The organism is Ralstonia flatus, from assembly GCF_958439105.1.
Taxonomy (GTDB): Bacteria; Pseudomonadota; Gammaproteobacteria; order Burkholderiales; family Burkholderiaceae; genus Ralstonia; species Ralstonia flatus.
The window spans coordinates 166,411-189,146 of the sequence record NZ_CAUDLI010000011.1 but is presented as its reverse complement, the minus strand read 5'-3'; the positions used below and the strand labels follow the sequence as shown (position 1 = coordinate 189,146).

Genomic DNA, 22,736 nt, shown 5'->3' with positions numbered 1-22,736 from the left:
CGGTTCACTGCTCCTTGATGCCGGCGGCGCGCACGATGCGGCCGTTGCTGTCATATTCGGCGCGAATGGCCGCGGCAAACTGCTCGGCTGTGCCGCCCACCGGCACCACGGCGGCCTGCGTGAGGCGCTCGCGCAGATCGGGCGCAGCCAGCGCCTTGTTGATCTCGGCGTTCAATCGGGCAATCACGGGGGCCGGCGTCTTGGCGGGCGCGAACACGCCGAAGGTCGAGGCCATGTTCGCCTTGGCGTAACCGAGTTCGGTGAAGGTCGGCACATTCGGCAGCGCATCGAGCCGGTGCGGCGCACCCACCGCCAGCGGGCGCAGCTTGCCGCTGGTGATGTGTTGCATCAAGGTCGGACCGACGTTGGTCGACATGACTTCCACCTGGCCGCCCAGCGCATCCGTCAGTTGCTGGCCGCCGCCCTTGTACGGGATGAGCGTGATATCCACGCGCGCCTGCGACTTGATCTGCTCCAGCGCGAGATGCCCCACCGTACCGAGGCCCGATGTCGACCAGCGGATCGAACCCGGCTTGGTGCGGGACTGGCTGAGCATGTCGGCAAAGCTCTTGCCGGTGAACGACGGCGTGCCCAGCAGGATCATCGGTGCGTACATCACGTTGGCTACGGGCGCGATGTCTTTCTGCGGGTCATACGGCAGTTTGCCGAAATGCGGATTGAGCGTGAGCGGGCTGACCGACGAGAAGCCCAGCGTGTAGCCATCGGGCGCCGACTTGGCTACGGCGTCCATGCCGATGCTGCCACCGGCACCCGCGCGGTTTTCCACCACCACCGGCTGGCCCAGTTGCGCAGACAGCTTTTCACCCAGCGCACGCGCCACATTGTCGGAAATGCCACCGGTCGGATACGCGACGATGATGCGAATCGGCTTGGCCGGATAGTCCTGCGCCTGGGCAGGCACAGAGGCCAGCAGCGGCAGGCCGGCGCACAGCATCACGGCAGAAGCAATCAGACGACGGCGGGCGGTACGTGCGGAAGTCATGGCGCAATGTCAGGGGGAAGAAACGGAAAGGAACATTGTAGGCCGATGCCCAGGCAAGCTCGCCCCGGCGACGTACAAAAACAGCAGGCAAAAGAAAAGGCGCCCGAAGGCGCCTTTTCCATTCCCAATCGCGTGACAGTGTCGATTAGAAGATGTGGCGGATACCCACGCCAACGCTCGTCTGGTTCGACTTGCCAACGCCGGTTGCGTTGCCGCCACCCGACAGTTCCGGCAGAGCTGCGTCCTTGACCTTGTTGTAGTCGACCGTGCCGTACACTTGCGTGCGCTTGGACAGGGCGTACTCGGCCAGCAGCACGCCGGTGTAGCGCTTGCCGTCGTTGCCGGCGGTCAGAGCAGCGTTCTTGATGCTGTCGTAGTAGAACGCGCCCGTCAGAGCCAGAGCCGGGGTGACGTTGTACGTCACGCCCAGGATGCCGACGTGGTCACGACGCTTCGTGGCGCCCGGGGTCAGGCCAGCGCCCGAGGTGGCGTTGCCGTAGATGTTCAGGCCGAAGGCGCTGCCGCCGACGCAGTTAGCCGAGCTGTTCACGCAACCCGTGGCGTCGCTGCTGTCGATGTAGCCTGCGAACAGCTTGGCTGCGGCGATGGTGTAGTTACCACCGATACCCCAAACGGTTTGCTTGTTGCCAGCAACGTCCTTGTGCTGCTGTGCGAATGCGCCGATGTAGGCCGGGCCGAATTCATAGGCCACCGTGCCGCCAACGTACGAGTTCTGGCTAGCAGCGCCAGCCACTTCGCCAAAGCCGTAGGCCAGGCCGACCGACAGGCCGTTCCACTTGCCTTCGTACTTCAGCATGTTGGATTCACGCAGACCGGTCAGGCCGTAGTACATCCACGAGTTGCCGTCGTAGTTACCCACGCCCAGCGGGTCGAAGTTGCCGCCCGTCGTGAAGCCGAAGTTGTATTGACGACCCAGGGTGATGGTGCCCAGGTCCTTGTTCGACAGACCCACGAACGATTGACGGTTGAACAGCGTACCCTTGCTGCTCATCGTGCCCGAGTCGGAGTTGAAGCCGCTTTCCAGCACGAACAGTGCCTTGTTGCCGCCACCCAGGTCTTCCGAGCCCTTCAGGCCCCAGCGGCTGTTCGACACAGCGCCGCTTTCCATCTGGGTCACGCTGTTGCCAGCTTGGTTGGCGTTGTTGATGTAGTGAATGCTGGTATCGACAATACCGTACAGCGTCACGCTCGATTGGGCGTAGGCAGAACCTGCGAACAGGGCGCCAACGGCAACCAGAATGGCAGACTTTTTCATGTGGGCTCGTAATAAAAAGAGTTGTCTCAAACCGCCCGACCCCGTGTGCATGAGGTTGGGCTCCTCCGTTTCCTTAACTTCCGTGTCGGAAGTGCCGCGCAAATTTAACAAAAGCCCATATGCGCGGCAAAGCAATTCACGGAATCGTTCTACCAAGTGTGGTAAGCGCGCATCGCTTTTGATGCGCTGCACCAAATCGGCCTATGGCAAGGCTTGCCGGCGCGTGGCGCCCTGCTGTGGTGCATCAACGCCGGGCGCCGGCTTTCACCCCGTCTCTTGATTAGACAAAAAGGATGGGAGATTGCAGGACGCGTTACGCCATTGGCGCGCTTTTCAGCGCCGTTCACGCTGACTTGCATCATTTCAGCGCCGACAACGAACCGTTCGTCGCACCACCGTGGATACGGTATGCCCCCTGACCTAGGCTGTAGACCGTGGCAAGACATCAAATGACCACGCTTAAAAACAGCACCGAAAATCAGTTGAAGAAGGAGTTCGCCATGCGACTCAAGCAGATGGGGTTGGCCGCCATGCTGGCGGTCGGGGCCCTCGCGGCGGGCAGCGCTTGGGCGCAGGCCAGCCGCGTGGAAGTGTTCGGGCAGGATGCACGCGCCGAACGGTTCGACGTCTACAGCGACGGTGCCCGCACCGGACGCTTCGATACGTATACAGAAGGCGCGCGCGCAGGCCGCTTCGATCCGTATTCGGAAGGCATGCGCAGCGACCCGGCCGGCCGCGCCCGCGAGGGCGGCGGTACGGTCTACGGGTATCCGGTTCCGAATTGATGCGCTGAACGGCATTCACCGCGTTCGTCACGCGGCCGTCACACAGCCGTTACGCATTGATCAGTTACGGGCCGGTCTCCAGGCATCCTCCGTTTTCCGCCTCTTGGCCCACTCGGGCCCCGCCGGTGATGCGCCAGCGGGGCTTTTTCATGCGCGCTCAGATAAGCTTGTCGAGCGTGATCGGCAATTCGCGCACGCGCCGGCCGGTGGCGTGGTAGACGGCGTTGGCGATGGCCGCCGGCACGCCCGTGATGCCGATCTCGCCGATGCCCTTGGCGCCCAGCGGGTTGACGTACGCGTCCGCCTCGTCGAGTACGAGGATGTCGATGTCGGGCACATCGGCGTTGACGGGCACGTGGTATTCCGCCAGGTTGTTGTTCACGATGCGGCCGTAGCGCGTGTCGAGCAGGCTCTCTTCGAACAGCGCCATGCCCATCCCCCAGACGATGCCGCCCATGAGCTGACTGCGCCCCGTCTTGGCATTGAGCAACCGCCCCACGCCGTAGCTGCCGACGATGCGCGGGACGCGGACCACGCCCAGATCCGCATCGACATGCACCTCGACAAATACCGCGCCGAACGAGTGCATTGAGAACTTCTGCTTTTCCTCCCCCGGCTGCACCTTGGCGGTCGCCTCGATGGGGCTGCCATGGCGCGCAACCACGGCAGCCACCGGTTCCCGCGCACCGCTGCGTGCGGTGAGGACACCGTCGGCCACAGTGATGTCGCCAGCGGCCAGCCCATGCAGCGGGGAACTGGCGTCGGCAATGGCCGCGGCAATCAATGCATCGCGCGCCTGCTGGCCGGCGGCCTGCACCGCGGGCGAGACGCTAGCCACGCTCTGCGAGCCGCCCGACACCGGCGCTTCCGGCATGCGCGTATCGCCCAGGCTGAAGTGCACGCGGTCGACGGGCATGCCCATGGCGTCGGCCGCTACCTGCGTCATCACCGTGTAGGTCCCGGTGCCCAGATCCTGCGAGCCCGATTCGACCTGCGCCGTACCGTCCGGCAGATAGCGCGCCGTGGCAGCGGCCGCGCTGCGATTGGCCGGGTACGTGGCCGTGGCCATGCCCCAGCCGACGCGTGTGTTGCCCTCACGCATGCTGCCCGGCTGCGGGTTGCGGCGCGCCCAGCCGAAGCGTTCGGCGCCCGCCCGGTAGCACGCAGCCAGGGATTTGCTCGACCACGGGATGCGTTTTTCCGGGTCTTGGGCGGCATCGTTGCGCAGGCGCAGTTCCACGGGGTCGATGCCGAGCGCGTAGGCCATCTCGTCCAGCGCGACTTCGAGCGCGAACGTGCCGGTGGCTTCGCCGGGGGCGCGCTGGAAGGTGGGCGTACCGACGTTCAGACGCGCCAGCCGATGCGTCGTCCGCTGGTTGGGCGTGTCGTAAAGCATGCGCGTGACGATGGCGCAGGGCTCGGTCCAATCCTCGATCATCGACGTGGTGGTCAGCGAGTCATGCGAGATGGCGGTGAAGCGGCCATCGCTGGCGGCGCCCAGGGCGATGCGCTGCTCGGTGCGCGGGCGGCCGCCAACGGGGCCGAACATCTGCGGCCGCTCCAGGACCAGCTTGACGGGCCGCCCCACCTGCCGAGCAGCCATCGCCGCCAGCACCACGTGCGACCACACCGAGCCCTTGCAGCCAAACCCGCCGCCCACGAACGGGCACACCACACGGAGCTTGTCCGGCGACAGGCCAAGCGTCTTTGCGACGGTGCGGCGCACGCCCGAGACGTATTGCGTGCTGTCGTACAGCGTGAGCGAATCGCCCTCCCACACGGCGATGGTCGCGTGCGGCTCCATCGGGTTGTGCGTTTCCATGGGCGTACCGTAGACGGCCTCAATGCGCTGCGCCGCCCGCGCCATGCCGGCAACCACGTCGCCGCGCGTGGTGTCGGCCGACTGCCCCTGCACCTTGCCGGGCGAGTGCGCATCGGCGCGGGCAGTTTCGAAATCGAGCCGCGCCGGCTGCTGGGCAACCTCCACGCGCACCATGCGCGCTGCGGCCTGCGCATGTTCCAGCGTGTCGCCCACCACCAGCGCGACGGGCTGGCCGTTGTAATGCACCTGATCGTCCTGCAGCAGCGACAGCACGCGCCCGGCCGGCGGTTCCAGCGCGGGCTCGCCACCGTTGGGCAAGCGCGGTGCGTTCTCTTGCGTCATCACCAGCAGCACGCCGGGCATGGCCTGCGCGACATGGGTATCGACCCGCGTGATCCGACCGGCCGGCACGGTGCTCTGCACCAGCACGGCATGCACCAGACGCGGCACCTGGAACTCTGCTGAGTAGCGCGCCTGGCCCGTGACTTTGAGCAGACCGTCGGTGCGGTCCAGCGGTTGGCCGACGTTGCTCATGCCACACCTCCTGTCGGGTTGGCGGGATTCGCGGGATTGGCGAGATTGCCCGCGATGGTGAGTGCCCGGGCCACCGCCCGCTGTGCGAGCGGCACCTTGAAGCCGTTGTCGCGCAGCGGCTGGGCGCCCTGCACGGCCAGCGCGCCCGCCTGGGCAAACAACTGCGCATCCACCGCCTGGCCCGCCAGCATCTGCTCGGCCGCATGCGCCCGCCACGGCTTGTGCGCGACGCCACCGAGCACAATGCGCGCCTCCCTAATCGTCCGCCCATCGGTCTGCAAGGCCAGCGCCGCAGCCACCGACACCAGCGCAAACGCGTAGCTGGCGCGGTCGCGCACCTTCAGGTAATGCACGTGCGAGCCGAACACGGGCGGCGGCAGATCGATGGCGACGATCAGCTCGCCAGGCCCGAGCGCCGTATCGATTTCGGGATGCGCTTCCGGCAACCGATGGAAGGCTTCGATCGGGATACGCCGCTCGCCATGCGTGCCGTGCACAACCACCGTGGCGTCCAGCGCGGCCAGCGCGACGGCCATGTCGGATGGATGCGTCGCCACGCAGGCCTCGCTCGCACCGAGGATGGCGTGCATGCGGCTGAAACCCTCGCGCGCGGCGCAGCCCGAGCCGGGCTGCCGCTTGTTGCACGCCGGGTACGCCGTGTCGTAGAAGTAATGGCAGCGCGTGCGCTGCATCAGGTTGCCGCCGTTGGTGGCCATGTTGCGCAGCTGGCCCGACGCGCCCGACACAATCGCCTCAGTCAGAAGCGGATAGCGCGAGCGCACCAGCGGATGCGCCGCCGTATCGGCATTGCGTGCCATCGCGCCAAGTCTCAGGCTACCGTCGGGCAACGCGCGGATCTGCGCCAGCGGCAGGCGGCTGACATCCACCAGCCGCTGCGGCTGCTCGACGCCGCCCTTCATCAGGTCCAGCAGGTTCGTGCCGCCGCCGATATAGCGTGCGCCCGGCTCCTGGGCCAAGCGCACGGCAGCCTCGACGGAAGACGCGCGGTCATAGGCAATCGATTGCATGGCGGCTCCTTAAACCGTGCTGCCGGATTTGGCAGCCACCACGCGGATCGCCGCCACGATGTTGGGGTACGCACCGCAGCGGCAGAGGTTGCCGCTCATGCGTTCGCGGATTTCGTCTTCGGTCAGCGCAACCGGGCCGTCTGCGCCGAGTGCCTCGGGCGACGTGACGGTGCTCGGCATGCCGCGGCGCGCCTCTTCCAATACCGCCACCGCCGAGCAGATTTGCCCCGGCGTGCAATAGCCGCACTGAAACGCGTCGTGTTCAAGAAAAGCGGCCTGCACCGGATGCAGCGCCGCACGGTCGACCACGCCGTCGTGCGCGGGCGCCAGGCCTTCGATGGTGGTGATGGCCTCGCCTTCATGCATGATCGCCAGCGTCAGGCAGCTGTTGATCCGCCGGCCGTTCACAAGGACGGTGCATGCGCCGCACTGGCCGCGGTCACAGCCTTTCTTGGTGCCGGTCAGCCCCAGCACCTCGCGCAGCGCGTCGAGCAAGGTGACACGCGGCTCCAGCGACAGCGCATACGGCTTGCCATTGATATTGAGCGAGACCGGCCGCGCCGGCGCCAAGGCAGCGGAGCGGGCCGCGCCCTGCGCCTGAGGGCGTGCGCCGGCGGCTTCATGCGGGAGCGCCAACGCCGACGCCGCGGCCGCCGCGCTCTGCAAAAAGCCACGCCGGCTGGGGCGGGCGGGTGATCCATCCGATTCGCGGGAGGGGTCGTTTGGGGCTGCGGAGGGATGTTCGGACATGACGCGCGCTCCACCGGCCGGGCGGCCGTCGCTGGGGACATGCGTCAGGGGAAAGCAAGCGGAATACCCGGCACCCGGGCAGTGGGAAGCCGCAGGACAGCGGCTTCGCGCAGGAGATGTGCTGCGGCGCGTGTAAGGCTTACGCGCCGCGTTGCAGTGCAGTTATTTGGTGAGGCCGACGCGGTCGCGCGACACGTCCATGACCATGCGCGTCAGCAGGTACAGGCGCGGCACGATCGAGTTCAGGTCGACATATTCGGCGTCGTTCGAGTGCGCGCCAAAGCTCGCCAGGCCAAAACGCTCGATCACGGGCGCCTTGGTCTTCGAGGCGGCAAACGCGGCATCGGTGCCGCCGCCTTCGGCCTTGTCGTCAATCTCCAGCGTCTTGCCCAGTTCGCCGTAGATCTTCTGGGCGTGCTCGGCCAGCGCGCGCGAGGCCGGCGTCGCTTCCAGCGGCGGGCGGCGACGCTCGAACTTGGCCGTGACCTGCGTATCGGGAATCAGTTTGTTCTTGATGCGTTCGTTGACGGTTTCTTCCAGCTTGTCGGCGTCGGCCGCGCGCAGCAGGCGCACATCGGCCTGGGCGCTGGCCACCGCCGGGATCACGTTACGGTTGGTGCCGGCCTGCGCCACCGTCCAGTTCACCTTCAGGCCCGTTTCGGGCTTGGACAGATCGCGCATCTGCAGCACCTGGTGCGACAGTTCGTACAGCGCGTTGCGGCCCTGCTCCGGCGCGCCGCCCGCGTGCGAAGCCTTGCCCTTCACATCCAGCAGGATCGCGCCGATGCCGCTGGTCGCCAGCGACAGCTTGTCCGACGTCACGCGGGTGCCTTCGCACGAGAACACGGCGTCCTGCTCCGCGCCCAGCTTGGCCTGCATGGCCCGCGCGCCGGGCGAGCTGATCTCTTCATCGCCGTTGATCAGCACCGTGAGCGTGCCGTATTGCTTGAAGTTGACGGCCTGCAGAATCGACACCGTGTGCAGGATGACCGCCACGCCGTTCTTGTCGTCGGCAATGCCCAGCCCGTAGGCGCGGTCGCCGTCGATGCGGAATGGCTGCTGCGCAAGCATGCCCTTCAGGTAGACAGTGTCCATGTGCGCGATCAGCATGATGTTGCGCTTGCCCTCGCCCTTGAAGCGCGCGAGCACCATCTTGCCGATCTTCTCGGGCGTGTCGGCCATGCGGTAGGCGTGGTCGCTCGGGTCGATGAGCTTGACATCACCGCCCAAACCCCGCAGGCGTTCGGCGATCACGCCGGCGATCTTGTCCAGTCCCTCGATGTCCTTGCTGCCCGATTCGATCGAGACCAAAGTCTTCATGGTGTCGATCAGCGCGGGTTTTTCCTGCTGGGCGCGCTTGTAGATTTCAGCCGGCGGCACGGCGGCGGCCTGGCCTGCAGCCAGCGCACCCACCAATGCGACAACGGCCAGCACTGCAGGGCGCACGCCCTTGGGCAACAACGGGGCTCTCATGGATGTTTCCTCACCTGTTCTTAGTTATGGTCTGCAACAAATCGGCGATTTTCTCACGCCCGCCTGAGGATTGCCCGAGGGCCATCCCCCCTTTGGCTAGGCGCATGACACCGCGCAAAGGAATACTGATAGAGATGCGCAAAACGAAAGCGCTGGGCTGACACTCTCGCTACAATTGCTGCCATGCAATACATCCATGTCGTCAACGGCGATGTTGCCGGCGCCACGCTCAAGCAGGCGCTCGCACAGGCTGGCCGCCCCGATTCCGTAGTCGTACTGCGCGACGATCTCGCCGTCGGGCCGCTGGTCGACGTCGACAGTGTCGCCATGGCCCGCTCCGGCTTCTGGCAGCGCGTGGCGCCCAACAGCAACATCGACTTCGCCGCCGAGATGCGCGACGCACTGGCGTCGCTCGCCGACCTGCGCGATGCCACCACGGAAGTCGCCATCTGGCACGGCCAAAGCGCGTCGGACCAGCTCATGCTGCGCCGGGTGGCGTTCCATCTGCACCAATCGCCCCAGCGCATCAATGAAGTCGGCATGGATGTGCGCGAACTTGAGGCCCCCAACGGTCAAGGCCCGCTGACGACCATCGGCATGTATTCGGGCGCCCGGCTGGCACGGCGGTTTTCGACCATCGCGCCGGTGTCGGTGTTGCGCATCGGCCGCCTGGCCTACGAATGGCAGCAGACCGTGCGCGAGAACGCCGACACGCGGCTGTGGAAGGGCAACACGCTGGTGCCGGTGTCGTACGGCACGGTCGATGAAGTGATCCTGGAGCACGTTCCGACCGACTGGGCCAGCGCTCGCGACGTGGTGGGCAGCATCATGGGCGCCATCGACGGGCTGCTCGCGAGCGACTGGTTCGTCTTCTGGCGCTGCCGCGAACTGGTCGGCAACGGGCAACTGCTGCTGCGCGGCGAAGCCGATTCGCTCAGCACCTGCGAGCTGCGGCGCAATGTGAGCGTGGCTGTATAGGGGCTACGCAGCCTGCCCGTCTGCCCCAAGGAGCGCCCAAAGCGCTCCTTTTTGTTTGATGGCGGCGCCTGCCCTTAAAACCCGTTCGTCATCGAAGCGGCTCAGCCGTCGCGCCGGATGCCCGCGCGCGCCGGGCAATCGATGGGGGTTTCCGCATCGCCGCCATCGACTTCGTTGGCAAGATCGCCATCGGGCTGGGCGTCTTCCACGTCGCTATGGACATCCCCCTCGCCCCACGGCATGCCGGATTCGCGCAGGCGTTTGCGCTGCATGCGGTCGCGCTGGAACATTTCGGCCAGCTCATCACGCCCTTGCTGTGCAAGCGACACGAGCTTCTTCTGATCGCGGTAAACCGGGTAGACCTGCTCCATTGAATTGAGCGTGTGGCGGCGGAACGTCTGTGCGATGCGGTGCGCTTCGTACGGCTCCTTGCCCAGGCCTTCCAGCACGCGGCGGCTCAGCATGAGCGAGCCTTCGAACATTTCACGCTCGATCACCTCTACGCCTCGGTCGCGCAGCTGGTAGACGTGCGACACGTTGCGCGCCCGCACGTACAGCTTCAGGTGCGGAAAGCGCTCGCGCACGCGGTCGACCACTTCCAGGTTGGTTTCCATGTCGTCGATGGCGACGACCATCATGCTGGCCTTGTCCGCGCCGGCGGTTTCCAGCAGGTCCATGCGCGTCGCGTCGCCGTAGAAAACCTTGAAGCCGAAGCGGCGCAGCATGTCGATCTGATCCGGATCGTGATCGAGCACGGTAGCGCTATAGCCCTGGCTGTAGAGCATGCGGCCGACAATCTGCCCAAAGCGCCCGAAGCCCGCGATGATGACCTGGTTGTCCTGCGGCTCGATGGCGTCGGGCGCGCGCTTCTTGCCGTCCATCATGCGCGGCACCAGCACCTTGTCGTGCAGCAGGAGCAGCAACGGCGTGGCGGCCATCGACAGCGCCACCACGAGGTTGAGGGCGGCGGCCGTCTCGTCGCCCAGCACGTTGCCGGCCACGCCGGGGCCGAACACCACAAACGCGAACTCGCCGCCCTGTGAGAGCAGGAAGGCAAACAGCCACGCCTGTCCGCGCGCAATGCCAAAGCGCGTGGCCAGCAGACGCAGCGCGCCGATCTTCACGGCGAGGAACACCGCAACCAGGCCGATCACGGCCCACGGCTGGCGCATCAGCACACCAAAGTCGATCGACATGCCCACGGCCAGGAAGAACAAGCCGAGCAGCAGCCCCTTGAACGGCTCGATGTCGGTTTCGAGCGCGTGACGGTATTCCGAATCAGCCAGCAGCACGCCGGCAATAAAGGCACCCAGCGCCATCGACAGGCCGACGCTGTGCATCAGCAGTGCAATCCCCACCACCAGCAGCAGCGAGAACGAAGTGAACATCTCGCGCATGTTGGTGCGGGCAATCGCGCGCAGCACGGGCCGCAGCAACGTGCGCCCGCCAAAGATCACGGCCGCCACCACGCCCACCGCCTTGGCCGCCGCCACCCAGCTATGGCCGCCGGAGGCATCGCCGGCGTCCGTCGCCAACAGCGGCAGCAGCGCGATCATCGGAATCGCCGCGATGTCCTGGAACAGCAGAATGCCGAAGCTGGCCGTGCCCGCCGGCGTGCGCATCAAATTGCGCTCGGTCAGCGTCGCCAGCGCGATGGCCGTGGACGACAGCGCCAGTCCCAGGCCGGCCACCACCGCCGCACGCCAGGGATGACCCACCGCCATGACTGCCAGCCCCACGGCCAGTGCGCACACCACGAGCTGCAGCCCGCCGTATCCGAAGATGCTGCGCCGGAGCGACCACAGCCGCGCCGGCTCCAGCTCCAGGCCGATGACAAACATCATCAGCACGACGCCGAATTCGGAGAAATCCAGAATCGACTGCACATTCGTGATGAGCCGCAGGCCCCACGGCCCGACGATGACCCCGGCCAGCAGATACCCGAGCACCGAACCCAGCCCCAGGCGACGCGCGAGCGGCACCGCCGCCACCGCGGCAGCCAGGTAGATGACGAAATTAACGAGCAGATCGTGCGATTGCATGGGCAGGGAAGAGATCGGGAAACGTCAGGCGTCGGCGTCGGTCGGGAGCCAGGGTTGCAGCCCGGCGCGGACCTGCGCGATATGGGCGTCGATGGTCTCGGCGGATGCATCGTCGGCGTCGTGCAGCACATGCGGCGGCTGCCATTGCATGCCGCACAGCGCTGCCGTCTGCTGCAGCGGCAGCAGGAACATGTCGAACGTGTGGCCGTGAATGCCGTCGGCGTTATAGGAATGTGCGCGGCCGCCCGTGGTGGCCAGCACCATCAGATGCTTGCCGCGCAGGGCCGTGCCGCCCGGCCCGTAGGCCCAGCCCATCTCGAGCACCACGTCGATCCACTCCTTGAGCAGCGACGGCGTGGCGTACCACTGCACCGGAAACTGAAAGACGATCAGCTCCGCCGCTTCCACCGCCTCCTGTTCGACGCGCACGTCGATGTCGAAATCGGGGTAATGCCAGTACAGATCATGCATGGCCACGCCGGGCAGACTGGCCAGCGCACGCGCCAACGGCTTGTTGGCGCGTGAACGGCGCGGCGCAGGATGCGCGTAGATCACAAGAATGCGCGAGGACGTCATGGAAAATCAGGAGGCTGGGGCGGCTTGATGGCGCATCTTCGCACGGCTATTGTTGAGCGGCGTTTCGGGCGTTAGGGGCGGGACGGCGGCTGGCACGGTACCGCCACGGGGAGGGCACGTGGCAAAGCGCTGCTTTGCGCTCTTTTTGCGCGACGCAGCATCGGCGTTGTCAGGACGCCACAACCCCGAGAGCTGCGCCCGGCTGCGCTAAATCAATGATTTATCGGGAAATCCTGTGGAAAGTCTGACGCCAGACTTACGGGGAAACCCTGATTGCACTACAATAGCATGGTGCATTGCACAACACTCAGTTGCACCCGATTGAGTGCCCCGGAGGCGCCATCCGCACCTCCGACTCACCACTTTGCCGCCCTCTACTGACGGGCGCGATCAGAACAGGAACCGTGTCGTGAACCCGCTCGAACTGAGCAAGGCCATCGGCGTCGTCACCCAGGACGACATCGACAAAACGGAAGCTGCGCAAGGCGCGCCGCGTTCCACCGTACTGGTGCGCGAGCTTGCTGCGCATCACCGGTCGCGCCTGCTCAAACACCTGCTTGCCCTGGGCGAGGAAGACCGCCTGCTGCGTTTCGGCCAGGTGGTGCGGGATCACGTCATCGAGGCGTACGTCGACAGCATCGATTTCGACCACGACAAGGTTTTCGGCGTCTACAACGAGCGTCTGGAACTGACCGGCGTGGGCCACCTCGCCTACCTGCGCGACAACCCGCAAGGGCGCGTGGCGGAGTTCGGCGTGTCGGTGTCGGAATCGGCGCGCGGCAAGGGCGTGGGCAGCGCGCTGTTCCAGCGTGCCGCCATGCATGGCCAGAACACCAAGGTGCGCACGCTGTACATGCACTGCCTGTCGCGCAACGCGGCCATGATGCACATCGCCAAGAAAGCCGGCATGCGCGTGCAATACGCCTACGGAGAGGCCGATGCCTATCTGGAATTGCCGCCCGCCGACACGATGAGCCTGTTGACCGAAGCCATCGACGAACAAGTCGCCGATCTCGACTACATGCTCAAGCGCAACCTGCGTGACGTGCGCCGTTTCGGCCAGCGCTTCTGGCGCTCACTGGTGCCGCAAAAGCGCACGGTCTGATTGCACAGCACCCAGATAAAAACGCCCGGCTTTGACCGGGCGTTTTTGCGCAACTCAATATAGTTCGCTCAATCTCCGCCAAACGGTTCGTTAATGATCGACGTGGGCCTGATCGTCGTCACTGCATTCATCTTGCCGCTACGCACTGACCGCGAGACGGCGCGCGAGCTCATCGGCGCAGGAGGCAGCACGCGCGCGCTGCCGCGCTAGGTCACGTCCGACCGCAACACGTGCTTCATCAGCTTGCCGGTCGGCGTGCGCGGCAGCGCATCGCGCATCACGAATTCGCGCGGCACCTTGTAGCGCGCCAGGCGTTCGGCGACGAACGCCTTGATGGCTTCGGGGTCCGGCTGCGTGCCGGGCTTGGCCACCAGCACGGCCACCACGGTCTCGCCCCATTGGTCGTGCGGGCGCCCGATCACGGCGGCGTCCTGGATGTCGGGGTGCGCCGCCAGCACGTCCTCCACCTCCTTGGAATAAACGTTCTCGCCGCCGGTGATGATCATGTCCTTGGTGCGATCGACCACGAACAGAAAGCCGTCGGCATCGCGTCGGACCAGATCGCCGCTGCGGTACCAGCCGTCGCGCAGGACTTCGCGCGTGGCCGCGTCGTTGTCCAGATAGCCCTGCATGGTGGAATCGGCCTTGAGCCAGATCTCGCCGATCTCGCCGGGGCCAGCGTCTGCGCCGTCCTCGCGGACCACGCGCATGTCCACGCCGGGCGTGGCCACGCGACCGATCGAACCGGCCTTGGCGATCTGCTCCTCCGGATACAGCACGGTGCCGGAGGGGCCGGTCTCGGTCATGCCGAAGACTTGATAGAAGCGGTCGCTGCGGTACAGCGCGGCGAGTTGTCGTGCGGTATCGGCGCCGATGGGGCCGCCGCCGTAAATCCATGCGCGCACCGAACTCAGGTCGAACGCCGCCACGTCAATCTTCATCTGCAGCGGCAGCAGGTACGACACCGGTGCGCCGAAGTACAGCGTGGCGCGTTCGTCCTGCGCGGCCTGCAGGAAATGCAGCGGATGGTATTCGCGCAGCAGGATGACCGTGCCGCCCACATAGAGCGTGCCGAGCATCCAGTTGTTGAGCGGCGACGAATGCCACAGCGGCATCGCCATCAGGGTGCGTTCGTCGCGGTGCATGGACAGCGCCAGTGCCGAGGTCATGGCGGCGATGCACACGCTGCGGTGGCTCAGCAGGCAACCCTTGGGCCGGCCGGTGGTGCCGGAGGTATAGAGAATCTCGGCCAGCGCGTCGTCCGCCGGAGGCGGAGCATCGTGCGGCGCGGCCGATGCCAGCAGCGCGTCGAACGAGGCCACCCCTGGCGAGGCAGCGCCGATGCTCAGCAAAGTCACCGGCGTCTGCAGACGGGTGACGATCGGCGTCAGATCGCCGTCGAACACGCACAGTTTCACGACCGCGTGCGCGAGGATGTAGTCAACTTCCGGCGCCTGCATCTTGTGGTTGATGGGCACCACGACTGCACCCAGGCGCCAGGCACCCAGCATTGCCGCTACAAAGCCGGGCGTGTTGAAACACATGGCCGCGACCCGGTCGCCCGCCTGCACGCCGTGCGCGGCGAACACGGTGGCGGCGCGACGCGACTGCGCATCGATTTCGGCATAGGTGATCGACTGGCCGGCGTACCGGAGGAACGGCTTGTCCGGGGTCTTGCGAACGTTGCTGTCCAGCAGCGCAACGATATTCATGGCGGGTCGTCTCCAACAGATCTTGTCGTTACGCGCGGGGGCATCGAGGCCGCCGCGCGGTATGGCGATGGCTTACGTCGGCCAAGCACGCTCCAGGATGGCGGCATGGTCGATGCCGTCCGGCAGCAGGCCGAATACGCGGCCCCATTGGCCGTCGAAGCGGCTGGCGATGAAGGCGTCGGCCATGGCTGCCGGCGCGTGCTCGCGCAGCAGGCGCGCCTGCACCAGCAAGACCAGTTGCTGCGCGTGGCGGCGTGCCAGCCATTCCGAGGCGTCGCCCTGTGCACGCAGCCCTGCCGTCAGCGCGGCAGCCGGCTCGCGCAGGCGGGCGTCGCTCTGGCAGAACGGCGTCAGGTCGTCCAGCAGTGCCTGCATGGCCAGGGGCTCGCGGCCGATGGCGCGCATCATGTCGAGCGCCATGACGTTGCCCGAGCCCTCCCAGATGGAGATGACCGGCGTCTCGCGGTACAGACGGCCCATCGGGCCCTCATCCATGTAGCCGTTGCCACCGAACACTTCCATCGCCTCGCCGGACAGCTCGATGCTGCGCTTGGCCAGCCAGAACTTGGCCGCAGGCGTCACGATGCGCTTGTAGGCGCGCTGCAGCGGGTCTTCGTCGGCGCGTGCGAACGCCTCGGTCAGGCACATCATCAGTTGGGTCGCGGCTTCGGACTCCAGCGCCATGTCGGCCAGCACGTTGCGCATCAGAGGCTGTTCGATCAGGCGCTTGCCGAAGGCGTGGCGTTTGCTGGTGTGGTGCATCGCCTGCACCAGGCACTGGCGGATCAGGCCCGTGCTGCCCATCACGCAGTTCAGCCGGGTGAAGGTCGCCATTTCGATGATGGTCGGAATGCCGCGCCCCTCCTCGCCGATCATGCGGCCCCACGCGCCCTGGAACTCGACTTCGCTGCTGGAGTTCGAGCGGTTGCCGACCTTGTCTTTCAGGCGCTGAATGTGCACCGCGTTCTTCGTGCCGTCGGGCCGGTAGCGCGGCACGAAGAAGCATGCCGGGCCGCTCTCGGTGCGAGCCACCACCAGGTGCGCATCGCACATCGGCGCCGAGAAGAACCACTTGTGGCCGGTGATCTCGTATTCGCCGCCGCGACCTTCGCCGCGCACAGGCTCGGCACGCGTGGTGTTGGCGCGCACGTCGGAGCCGCCCTGCTTCTCGGTCATGCCCATGCCGACCAGGATGGAATCCTTCTGCTCCAGCGGAATGTCGCGCGCATCGTAGGTGCGCGAGTACAGCTTGGGCGCAAGTGCGGCAAACAGTTCGGGTTCGCGCTGCAGCACCGGAATGCAGGCGAAGGTCATGGAGTTCGGGCACTGCGATCCGGCCTCGATCTGGCCGTGCATGGAGAAGCCTGCTGCATAGGCCGCCCAGGCGCCAGGGCGCGAATCGGAGAACGGCTGCGCCACCAGGTTCTGCTCGCGCGCCATCCGCATCACGCCATGCCAGCTCGGGTGAAACTCGACGCGGTCGATGCGGCGGCCCTGGCGGTCGAAGGTATGCAACTCGGGCTTGAAGTGGTTGGCCTCTTCGGCCATGCGAATGGTCTCTGCACTGCCCAGGCGCGCGCCATAGCTGGCCAGTTCGGCCTCGTGCGCGGCGCCACCGGCCCGCCGCACCGCCTCCTGCAGCGCGTGGTCGGTGGTGTAGAGGTTATAGTCCTGCAACTCCGTCACCACGTTTGTGACGTCGTGCGTGCTCCAGTTCATGGACGTGTCTCCTTGATTGAGGCAACGGCTCTACACGTGCAGCGACATCCGTGTGTGGCGGCAGGCAAAGCCGGTTTTTGCTGGTCGCAATGAGTATAAAAATGAGCCCGCCCGCAGGTGTTCGGATTTTGGAGACATGAAGGACACCCCCGCTTCCGCCCTCAAGACGACGAAGACGCAGCGCCGCCGGCCGGCACAATCCCGAGCGCGCGCCACGGCCGACGCCATCCGCGAGGCGTTCGTCCAACTGCTGGTTGAAAAGGGCTACGAGAAGGTCTCGATCCGCCAAGTGATCGGATTGGCGGGCGTGGGCATCGGCAGCTTCTACGAATATTTTTCGAGCAAGGAAGCGCTGGCGGCGGTGTGCATTCACTTGCGCATCAAGGCCATTGCGGCAGACATGCGCGCGAGCATCGACGCCCACCGTGCCGAGCCTCTGCCGGCACGCGTCGATGCCTTGCTCGATGCGCAATCCGCCGCAGCGCTGACCGAACCCGAACAGTGGGCGGCGCTGTTCCTGGTCGAACGCAAGGTGTCGGGCATCGAGGCCTTCCGGCACATGTACGGCGAGTTCGTGGCGCTGTGGGCCGAAGCGCTTTCCGCCGGCGCCGACTGGCCTGCCGGCGCCGATGCTGAACAGGCGGCGTTCGCCTCACACGCCATGGCTTACAGCCTGGTGTCGCAAGCACTGATGGCCATGCCCGGACATCTGGATGCCGCAGCATTGCGGCGCCTGGTCGGCAACGCCGTGCACGGCTACCTGTCGACCCTCGCACCGCGCGCGTACCGGTTGTACCGCTTCACGACGGACTGATCGGCCCCCTGCGCAAGTCTGCTTCACCCGACACAAACCCGCGTCCCGCCTAGAGCGATTGCCTCCTTGTCAGCCTGGCGCACGCCTCACTACGCTGATTTCCAAGGCACGCTCGCCCTCAATGTGGCGGCCATCCGCGTCGCCCGCGAGCCGATGCCGAGGCAAGAAGGAGACGACGATGAAGACACCATCCGCGCAATCGATGCTGCTGGCCACGGCCATGCTGCTTTGCCTGGGCGCTGCGCCCGCTGCCGCACAGGACGCCGCCATGGGCGACATGATGATGATCAACCCATCGGCCCTGAAGTGGGTCGACGCGCCGCCCGGCTTGCCCAAGGGCGCCAAGCTGGCCGTGCTCTACGGTGACCCGGGCAAAGACGGCCCCTACGTCGTCCGCCTGAAAGCGCCGGGCGGCTACAAGGTGCCGCCGCACTGGCACACCCAGACGGAGAACCTCACGGTGATCTCGGGCACCCTCTATCTGGGCAGCGGCGACACCATGGACATGGGCGCCGCGCATGCGCTCAAGACCGGCGGCTTTCACAACCTGCCAGGCGGCATGCATCACTACGCCTTCACCAAGACGGCAACGGTGGTGCAGATTCATGGCACGGGGCCGCTGGACGTCAAATACGTCAACCCGCAGGACGATCCGTCGGCCAAGCAGTGAAGCCTGACGCGCCAGCGTCGATGATCGCCAGCCGCCGGCAAGGTACATAAACAGCCGTTAACACGCCGCCGACGGGCGCTGGCTACCATGCCCCTCCACAGGTCAAGCAACCACGGAGGGGCAGATGGTCACCAAGGCCCAGGCGAAGCCCAAAACCGATTTCGAGCGCTGGCAGGATTACATCAACACCGCGGCCCAGCAGCCCGACCGCTGGAACGGCTACGACTGCGACATCCAGGCGGCGGTGGCGGAATACAACCGCCACCTGATGGGCAGCGCCGGCTATCTGCCGCTGGACTGGCAGATCGTCAAGGCGATGGTGTGGGTCGAGACCGGAGCCGATTCGGAAGCGTGGTCCACCCGGCCGATGCAGATCGGCAACCTGGGCGACCCCGCCTTGAATACCCTGCTGCGCGGCGAAGAGGGCAGCGACCTGATCGTTCCGCCAGCCATCCGCACCCGGTTGAACGCCGGCCTGGCCCGAACGGTGCCGGCGTGGAACATTCGCGCCGGCGTCGGCTACCTGCTCACGCGCATGGCCAAGTTCGACGTCCGGAGCGTGCGCGATGCCGACGACAAGGTCTACGAAGTCGCCGTCAAGGCAGGTGACAGCTTTGACAAGATCGCCCGCGCGCAAGGCTCGACCCTGGCGGAGATGCGCGCGCTCAATCCGAATGCCGCAACACTCAAACCCGGACAGGTGATCAAATACCGCAAGGCCGCCATGCGCAAGGTGATTACCGGCTGGCGGCCCGTGACGACGCAGAACATTGCCGTGCTGTACAACCACGGCGACGTGGCGTACATCCGGAAACTCGATTACGTGCTCACGCTCATCCCGAAGATCGGAACCGCCGCATGCAAGTAGGCCGCCTCCTCATCGCCGTATCGCTGCTGGCCGCGCAATCGGCCATGGCCTCAGATGCATTGACCGGAACGTTCCGCGGCGATGGCCGTGCCTGCTACGGCGCCTTGTTCGTCCGCCCGAAGACCATCGAGTGGAATGCCAGCTTCTTCAAGTGCGGCCCCACGCGCTACAAGGTGATCGAGCAAGACCTGTCAGGCGAGCATCCGCACGCGGCGTTCAAGATTGAAGACCACCGCAAGCGCTGCGGCCTGGCCGTCATCGAGGTCTCGCGCTACAGCGAGTTCTCGTGGAGCGTAAAGGGCTACCCCACGATGGAGGCGTACCAGAAGCGCGAAGAACCCGGCTGGAAGGATTCCGCCGACCCTGCCCGCCAGATCGCCCTGTGCGGCATGCGCAAGGAATAGCGCAGCCAACGCGCCGCCGCCATGCAGCCGCTCCAACGCTTCGCCCTGGAGAAACACAGCGGCCCGTATGAGCAGTGGCCCATGCGCACGCGTGTGATCGTCGACGGCGTGCCGCACCCCACGCTCGCCATCCCCGGCTACGAGCTGCTGCGGCAATATCAGACGAATCTCGGCTTCGTCCTCATCACCAATTACGACTGCCCGTTTGAAGAGGCCGTCTCCATCACCCTCGTCGCCCCCGACCTTTCACGTGCCATCAGCACCGGCACCATCGGCGCGGCGTACTACACGTTCTGGCTGAATGAGGTGGAGTGGATCGACGCGAATCACTTCCGCGTCACCTGCGAAGACGCGGTAGGCGATTGGCTCGTCACGCTGCGGGCTCGGCATATTCCGGTGTTATCTCCCGCCGTCTTCATCAAGCGCCGCGTGGCGCCACCGGTCGAACCTGCGGTGTAGAGTGAAAGCCGCCTCCTTCACCGACACCCGCATCGCCATGACCGACGACGAACGCGCCATCCGCAACGTGGTGGACACCTGGCTCGCCGCCAGCAGAACCGGCGACATCGATACCGTGCTCGGCCTGATGACCGACGACGTGCTGTTTCTCACGCCGGGCCAGCCGCCCTTCGGCAAAGAGGCCTTCGCCAAGATGTCGGGCGATATGAAGGACGTGCACATGGATGGCACGAGCGATATTCAGGAGGTGCAGGTGTTTGGTGACATCGCTTACTTGCGCAACGCGCTGCGCATCGTCATCACGATGCCGGATGGAAAGGAGGTGCGACGCTCGGGGCAGACGTTGACGATTCTGCGGAAAGAGGCGGATGGGAAGTGGCGGTTGGTGCGGGATGCGAATTTGGTGATGAGCGAGGCCACAGCATGACCAAACGGAACGCGATTCTCCTAGCTCTGTCGACGCTCGTCATCGGCTTGGCGATGGGCGCTTGGACCGTCTGCACGTTCGGCTTGATGTTTATCCAAAGCACCTATGAATCCAGCCTGATGGCTGAGGCAAGAACACGAGTCTATGTCCTCAAAGCCCTGCAAGCGTCCGACATCAAAAAAGCCGTCCAGCAGTTAGAAAGCGGCCTTGATGGCGATGTCATCGGTCTGGCTGGCATTCTCGACAAAGGGTTGGAGCCGGAAAAACTGCGCGCAACGCTTACCTTGGTGGCGCGCTATCGGCAAGGGACGCAGTATGTGAGTGCGGAGCCGACCGTCGCTTCTCATGTACACAACGCGTTGAAGCCTTTCTACGAACAGGCTCCGTAAACTCGGCACCGACGCCCGCCTCTCAGGAAGCGCTAATCGGAGGGCAATCCCTCAAACCACCACCGGCAACGCCGTCGTATCCTTGATCCGCTCCAACGCAAAGCTGCTCTTTACATCGATCACCGCCGGGTGGGCGAGCAGCTGGTCGCGGATGAAGCGCGCGAAGTGCTCCATGTCTTCCACGAACACCTTGAGCAGGTAATCCATCTCGCCGGTCATGGCGTAGCACGTGACCACCTCGGGCCATGTCGCCACTGCGGCGCGAAAGATGTCTGAGGGCCCCTTGCCCTTGGGCGCGCCGCCCTGCTTTTCCAGCCGAACGTTGATGTACGCCGACAGCCCCAGCCCGATCTTGGTCGGGTCGAGCAGCGCGGCGTATTGGCGGATGACGCCGGACTCTTCCAGGCGCCGGATGCGTCGCAAACACGGGCTGGGCGACAGATTCACCCGCTCGGCGACTTCCAGATTGGTGAGGCGGCCGTTGTTCTGCAGGACTTCCAGGATCTTGCGGTCGATCTTGTCGAGTTCCACTTTATTCATTTTGTTGCTCCGCACCAATTAATTCGGCAATTTTCTTGCGCAAATTTAGCAAGGTGGGCACAACTTCGCAATTTTTGCTTGGACGGACACTCCTACACTGCGAGGATCGTCAAAGACCTGAGCGCCCTAACGGCGCCCGCCCCGCAGGAGACTCACCATGCAATTCACGCCTTGGGAAAACCCGATGGGCACCGCCGGCTTCGAGTTCATCGAATATGCCGCGCCGGACCCCGTTGCCATGGGCCAGCTGTTCGAGAACATGGGCTTTACCGCCATCGCGAAGCACCGCCACAAGAACGTGACGCTGTATCGCCAGGGCGAGATCAACTTCATCATCAACGCCGAGCCGGATTCGTTCGCGCAGCGCTTTGCGCGCCTGCACGGCCCGTCGATCTGCGCGATCGCGTTTCGCGTGCAAGACGCCGCGTTCGCCTACAAGCGCGCGCTGGAACTGGGCGCCTGGGGCTTCGACACCCACAGCGGCCCGATGGAGCTGAACATTCCGGCCATCAAGGGCATCGGCGATTCGCTGATCTACCTGGTCGACCGCTGGACCGGCAAGAACGACGCCAAGGCCGGCGACATCGGCAACATCAGCATCTACGACGTCGATTTCGTGCCCATCGCGGGCGCCAACCCGAACCCCACCGGGCACGGCCTGACTTACATCGACCATCTGACGCACAACGTCTACCGTGGCCGGATGAAGGAATGGGCCGAGTTTTACGAACGCTTCTTCAACTTCCGTGAAGTGCGCTACTTCGACATCGAAGGCCAGGTCACGGGCGTGAAGAGCAAGGCGATGACCAGCCCGTGCGGCAACATCCGCATCCCCATCAACGAGGAAGGGACGGAGAAGGCCGGTCAGATCCAGGAGTATCTGGACATGTACCACGGCGAGGGCATCCAGCACATCGCGCTGGGTTCGACCAACCTGTTCAACACGGTGGATGCGCTGCGCAGCAATGGCATCAAGCTGCTCGACACGATCGACACGTATTACGAACTGGTCGACAAGCGCATCCCCGGCCATGGCGAAGACGTGGCGGAACTGAAGAAGCGCAAGATCCTCATCGATGGCGCGCCGGGCGACCTGCTGCTGCAGATCTTCTCGGAAAACCAGCTTGGCCCGATCTTCTTCGAGTTCATCCAGCGCAAGGGCAACCAAGGTTTTGGCGAGGGCAACTTCAAGGCGCTCTTCGAGTCGATCGAACTCGACCAGATGCGCCGCGGCGTGCTCAAGGCCGACGATCAGCCGGCCTGAAGACCCTCAAACTTCAGGCGTGCTGTACCCGCACCCCGATGGTTCGCCATCGGGGTGTTTTTTTATGGGCATTGCGGCATGCGCGCATGCGGCACTGA

At 65.3% G+C, this 22,736-nt stretch carries 23 protein-coding genes; 12 read left to right on the top strand and 11 right to left on the bottom strand.

What is annotated here, in order from left to right:
* Positions 1 to 4: 4 nt before the first annotated feature.
* On the bottom strand, positions 5 to 1,003 hold the full coding sequence (locus R2676_RS22360) for a Bug family tripartite tricarboxylate transporter substrate binding protein (protein ID WP_206272526.1): 999 nt from the start codon (positions 1,001 to 1,003) through the stop codon (positions 5 to 7).
* Between the two features lie 145 nt (positions 1,004 to 1,148).
* The gene (locus tag R2676_RS22355) at positions 1,149 to 2,279 is read right to left on the bottom strand and encodes a porin (protein ID WP_206272527.1); all 1,131 of its coding nucleotides are present in this window, start codon (positions 2,277 to 2,279) and stop codon (positions 1,149 to 1,151) included.
* 500 nt (positions 2,280 to 2,779) lie between these two features.
* On the opposite strand from R2676_RS22355, the gene R2676_RS22350 reads away from it, so the two are divergent.
* The gene (locus R2676_RS22350; RefSeq protein ID WP_027680419.1) at positions 2,780 to 3,064 is read left to right on the top strand and encodes a hypothetical protein; all 285 of its coding nucleotides are present in this window, start codon (positions 2,780 to 2,782) and stop codon (positions 3,062 to 3,064) included.
* A 157-nt stretch (positions 3,065 to 3,221) separates the two neighbouring features.
* Here the strand turns inward: R2676_RS22350 and R2676_RS22345 are convergent, their stop codons facing one another.
* The 4 genes from R2676_RS22345 to R2676_RS22330 form a co-directional block, all read right to left on the bottom strand.
* Positions 3,222 to 5,420 (bottom strand): xanthine dehydrogenase family protein molybdopterin-binding subunit, encoded by a 2,199-nt coding sequence (locus tag R2676_RS22345; RefSeq protein WP_206272528.1) that lies wholly within the window; start codon positions 5,418 to 5,420, stop codon positions 3,222 to 3,224.
* Positions 5,417 to 6,448: an FAD binding domain-containing protein gene (locus R2676_RS22340; RefSeq protein WP_206272529.1), complete on the bottom strand. Its 1,032-nt coding sequence runs from the start codon at positions 6,446 to 6,448 to the stop codon at positions 5,417 to 5,419. Before R2676_RS22340 ends, R2676_RS22345 begins: the two co-directional genes overlap by 4 nt.
* Positions 6,449 to 6,457: 9 nt before the next feature.
* Complete coding sequence (locus R2676_RS22335) at positions 6,458 to 7,198, bottom strand: 2Fe-2S iron-sulfur cluster-binding protein (protein ID WP_206272530.1); 741 nt, start codon at positions 7,196 to 7,198, stop codon at positions 6,458 to 6,460.
* Positions 7,199 to 7,360: 162 nt separating this feature from the next.
* Entirely contained in the window at positions 7,361 to 8,671 is a 1,311-nt protein-coding gene (locus R2676_RS22330) for a M20/M25/M40 family metallo-hydrolase (protein WP_206272531.1), read from the bottom strand.
* 183 nt (positions 8,672 to 8,854) lie between these two features.
* Here R2676_RS22330 and R2676_RS22325 point away from each other — a divergent pair, with 183 nt between their 5' ends.
* The gene (locus tag R2676_RS22325; protein ID WP_009239689.1) at positions 8,855 to 9,649 is read left to right on the top strand and encodes a DUF1835 domain-containing protein; all 795 of its coding nucleotides are present in this window, start codon (positions 8,855 to 8,857) and stop codon (positions 9,647 to 9,649) included.
* 101 nt (positions 9,650 to 9,750) lie between these two features.
* Here the strand turns inward: R2676_RS22325 and kefC are convergent, their stop codons facing one another.
* Together kefC and kefF are read right to left on the bottom strand one after the other, a co-directional pair.
* The gene (gene kefC, locus R2676_RS22320; RefSeq protein WP_102063940.1) at positions 9,751 to 11,691 is read right to left on the bottom strand and encodes a glutathione-regulated potassium-efflux system protein KefC; all 1,941 of its coding nucleotides are present in this window, start codon (positions 11,689 to 11,691) and stop codon (positions 9,751 to 9,753) included.
* 24 nt (positions 11,692 to 11,715) lie between these two features.
* Complete coding sequence (gene kefF / locus R2676_RS22315) at positions 11,716 to 12,267, bottom strand: glutathione-regulated potassium-efflux system oxidoreductase KefF (RefSeq protein ID WP_206272532.1); 552 nt, start codon at positions 12,265 to 12,267, stop codon at positions 11,716 to 11,718.
* A gap of 409 nt (positions 12,268 to 12,676) precedes the next feature.
* On the opposite strand from kefF, the gene R2676_RS22310 reads away from it, so the two are divergent.
* The gene (locus tag R2676_RS22310; RefSeq protein WP_027680412.1) at positions 12,677 to 13,372 is read left to right on the top strand and encodes a GNAT family N-acetyltransferase; all 696 of its coding nucleotides are present in this window, start codon (positions 12,677 to 12,679) and stop codon (positions 13,370 to 13,372) included.
* A gap of 93 nt (positions 13,373 to 13,465) precedes the next feature.
* On the top strand, positions 13,466 to 13,582 hold the full coding sequence (locus R2676_RS22305) for an adenylyl-sulfate kinase (protein WP_206272533.1): 117 nt from the start codon (positions 13,466 to 13,468) through the stop codon (positions 13,580 to 13,582).
* Here R2676_RS22305 and R2676_RS22300 read toward each other — a convergent pair.
* Positions 13,579 to 15,084 carry a class I adenylate-forming enzyme family protein gene (locus tag R2676_RS22300; RefSeq protein ID WP_206272534.1) on the bottom strand — a complete coding sequence of 502 codons (1,506 nt, stop codon included), beginning with the start codon at positions 15,082 to 15,084 and terminating at the stop codon, positions 13,579 to 13,581. The genes R2676_RS22305 and R2676_RS22300 overlap by 4 nt on opposite strands.
* A gap of 72 nt (positions 15,085 to 15,156) precedes the next feature.
* Positions 15,157 to 16,803 carry an acyl-CoA dehydrogenase family protein gene (locus R2676_RS22295; RefSeq protein WP_206272535.1) on the bottom strand — a complete coding sequence of 549 codons (1,647 nt, stop codon included), beginning with the start codon at positions 16,801 to 16,803 and terminating at the stop codon, positions 15,157 to 15,159.
* Between the two features lie 136 nt (positions 16,804 to 16,939).
* Here R2676_RS22295 and R2676_RS22290 point away from each other — a divergent pair, with 136 nt between their 5' ends.
* The 7 genes from R2676_RS22290 (at position 16,940) to R2676_RS22260 (ending at position 20,834) form a co-directional block, all read left to right on the top strand.
* On the top strand, positions 16,940 to 17,617 hold the full coding sequence (locus R2676_RS22290; protein WP_206272536.1) for a TetR/AcrR family transcriptional regulator: 678 nt from the start codon (positions 16,940 to 16,942) through the stop codon (positions 17,615 to 17,617).
* Between the two features lie 178 nt (positions 17,618 to 17,795).
* Positions 17,796 to 18,287, top strand: coding sequence for a cupin domain-containing protein (locus R2676_RS22285; protein ID WP_206272537.1), 492 nt, complete (start codon positions 17,796 to 17,798; stop codon positions 18,285 to 18,287).
* 124 nt (positions 18,288 to 18,411) lie between these two features.
* The gene (locus R2676_RS22280) at positions 18,412 to 19,155 is read left to right on the top strand and encodes a LysM peptidoglycan-binding domain-containing protein (protein ID WP_206272538.1); all 744 of its coding nucleotides are present in this window, start codon (positions 18,412 to 18,414) and stop codon (positions 19,153 to 19,155) included.
* A complete protein-coding gene (locus R2676_RS22275; protein ID WP_206272539.1) occupies positions 19,146 to 19,559 on the top strand; it encodes a hypothetical protein in 414 nt (137 codons plus the stop codon). The genes R2676_RS22280 and R2676_RS22275 overlap by 10 nt, the downstream gene beginning before the upstream one ends.
* Positions 19,560 to 19,580: 21 nt before the next feature.
* Positions 19,581 to 20,018, top strand: coding sequence for a hypothetical protein (locus R2676_RS22270; RefSeq protein WP_206272540.1), 438 nt, complete (start codon positions 19,581 to 19,583; stop codon positions 20,016 to 20,018).
* 37 nt (positions 20,019 to 20,055) lie between these two features.
* Complete coding sequence (locus R2676_RS22265; RefSeq protein WP_206272655.1) at positions 20,056 to 20,445, top strand: SgcJ/EcaC family oxidoreductase; 390 nt, start codon at positions 20,056 to 20,058, stop codon at positions 20,443 to 20,445.
* Positions 20,442 to 20,834, top strand: coding sequence for a hypothetical protein (locus R2676_RS22260; protein WP_206272541.1), 393 nt, complete (start codon positions 20,442 to 20,444; stop codon positions 20,832 to 20,834). The genes R2676_RS22265 and R2676_RS22260 overlap by 4 nt, the downstream gene beginning before the upstream one ends.
* Before the next feature lie 51 nt (positions 20,835 to 20,885).
* On the opposite strand, the gene R2676_RS22255 is transcribed toward R2676_RS22260, so the two are convergent.
* On the bottom strand, positions 20,886 to 21,374 hold the full coding sequence (locus tag R2676_RS22255; RefSeq protein WP_027680403.1) for an Lrp/AsnC family transcriptional regulator: 489 nt from the start codon (positions 21,372 to 21,374) through the stop codon (positions 20,886 to 20,888).
* 157 nt (positions 21,375 to 21,531) lie between these two features.
* Here R2676_RS22255 and hppD point away from each other — a divergent pair, with 157 nt between their 5' ends.
* Positions 21,532 to 22,638: a 4-hydroxyphenylpyruvate dioxygenase gene (hppD, locus tag R2676_RS22250; protein WP_206272542.1), complete on the top strand. Its 1,107-nt coding sequence runs from the start codon at positions 21,532 to 21,534 to the stop codon at positions 22,636 to 22,638.
* Positions 22,639 to 22,736 lie beyond the last annotated feature (98 nt).

Bases quoted from the DNA above. Each gene is read 5' to 3' on its own strand.
- R2676_RS22260 (WP_206272541.1), top strand. From the start codon at position 20,442: ATGACCAAACGGAACGCGATTCTCCTAGCTCTGTCGACGCTCGTCATC.
- R2676_RS22295 (WP_206272535.1), bottom strand. From the start codon at position 16,803: ATGAACTGGAGCACGCACGACGTCACAAACGTGGTGACGGAGTTGCAG.
- R2676_RS22340 (WP_206272529.1), bottom strand. From the start codon at position 6,448: ATGCAATCGATTGCCTATGACCGCGCGTCTTCCGTCGAGGCTGCCGTG.
- R2676_RS22265 (WP_206272655.1), top strand. From the start codon at position 20,056: ATGACCGACGACGAACGCGCCATCCGCAACGTGGTGGACACCTGGCTC.
- R2676_RS22355 (WP_206272527.1), bottom strand. From the start codon at position 2,279: ATGAAAAAGTCTGCCATTCTGGTTGCCGTTGGCGCCCTGTTCGCAGGT.
- kefC (WP_102063940.1), bottom strand. From the start codon at position 11,691: ATGCAATCGCACGATCTGCTCGTTAATTTCGTCATCTACCTGGCTGCC.
- R2676_RS22285 (WP_206272537.1), top strand. From the start codon at position 17,796: ATGAAGACACCATCCGCGCAATCGATGCTGCTGGCCACGGCCATGCTG.
- R2676_RS22270 (WP_206272540.1), top strand. From the start codon at position 19,581: ATGCAGCCGCTCCAACGCTTCGCCCTGGAGAAACACAGCGGCCCGTAT.
- R2676_RS22290 (WP_206272536.1), top strand. From the start codon at position 16,940: ATGAAGGACACCCCCGCTTCCGCCCTCAAGACGACGAAGACGCAGCGC.
- R2676_RS22330 (WP_206272531.1), bottom strand. From the start codon at position 8,671: ATGAGAGCCCCGTTGTTGCCCAAGGGCGTGCGCCCTGCAGTGCTGGCC.
- R2676_RS22275 (WP_206272539.1), top strand. From the start codon at position 19,146: ATGCAAGTAGGCCGCCTCCTCATCGCCGTATCGCTGCTGGCCGCGCAA.
- R2676_RS22305 (WP_206272533.1), top strand. From the start codon at position 13,466: ATGATCGACGTGGGCCTGATCGTCGTCACTGCATTCATCTTGCCGCTA.
- R2676_RS22360 (WP_206272526.1), bottom strand. From the start codon at position 1,003: ATGACTTCCGCACGTACCGCCCGCCGTCGTCTGATTGCTTCTGCCGTG.
- R2676_RS22280 (WP_206272538.1), top strand. From the start codon at position 18,412: ATGGTCACCAAGGCCCAGGCGAAGCCCAAAACCGATTTCGAGCGCTGG.
- R2676_RS22350 (WP_027680419.1), top strand. From the start codon at position 2,780: ATGCGACTCAAGCAGATGGGGTTGGCCGCCATGCTGGCGGTCGGGGCC.
- R2676_RS22255 (WP_027680403.1), bottom strand. From the start codon at position 21,374: ATGAATAAAGTGGAACTCGACAAGATCGACCGCAAGATCCTGGAAGTC.
- hppD (WP_206272542.1), top strand. From the start codon at position 21,532: ATGCAATTCACGCCTTGGGAAAACCCGATGGGCACCGCCGGCTTCGAG.
- R2676_RS22345 (WP_206272528.1), bottom strand. From the start codon at position 5,420: ATGAGCAACGTCGGCCAACCGCTGGACCGCACCGACGGTCTGCTCAAA.
- R2676_RS22325 (WP_009239689.1), top strand. From the start codon at position 8,855: ATGCAATACATCCATGTCGTCAACGGCGATGTTGCCGGCGCCACGCTC.
- kefF (WP_206272532.1), bottom strand. From the start codon at position 12,267: ATGACGTCCTCGCGCATTCTTGTGATCTACGCGCATCCTGCGCCGCGC.
- R2676_RS22300 (WP_206272534.1), bottom strand. From the start codon at position 15,084: ATGAATATCGTTGCGCTGCTGGACAGCAACGTTCGCAAGACCCCGGAC.
- R2676_RS22335 (WP_206272530.1), bottom strand. From the start codon at position 7,198: ATGTCCGAACATCCCTCCGCAGCCCCAAACGACCCCTCCCGCGAATCG.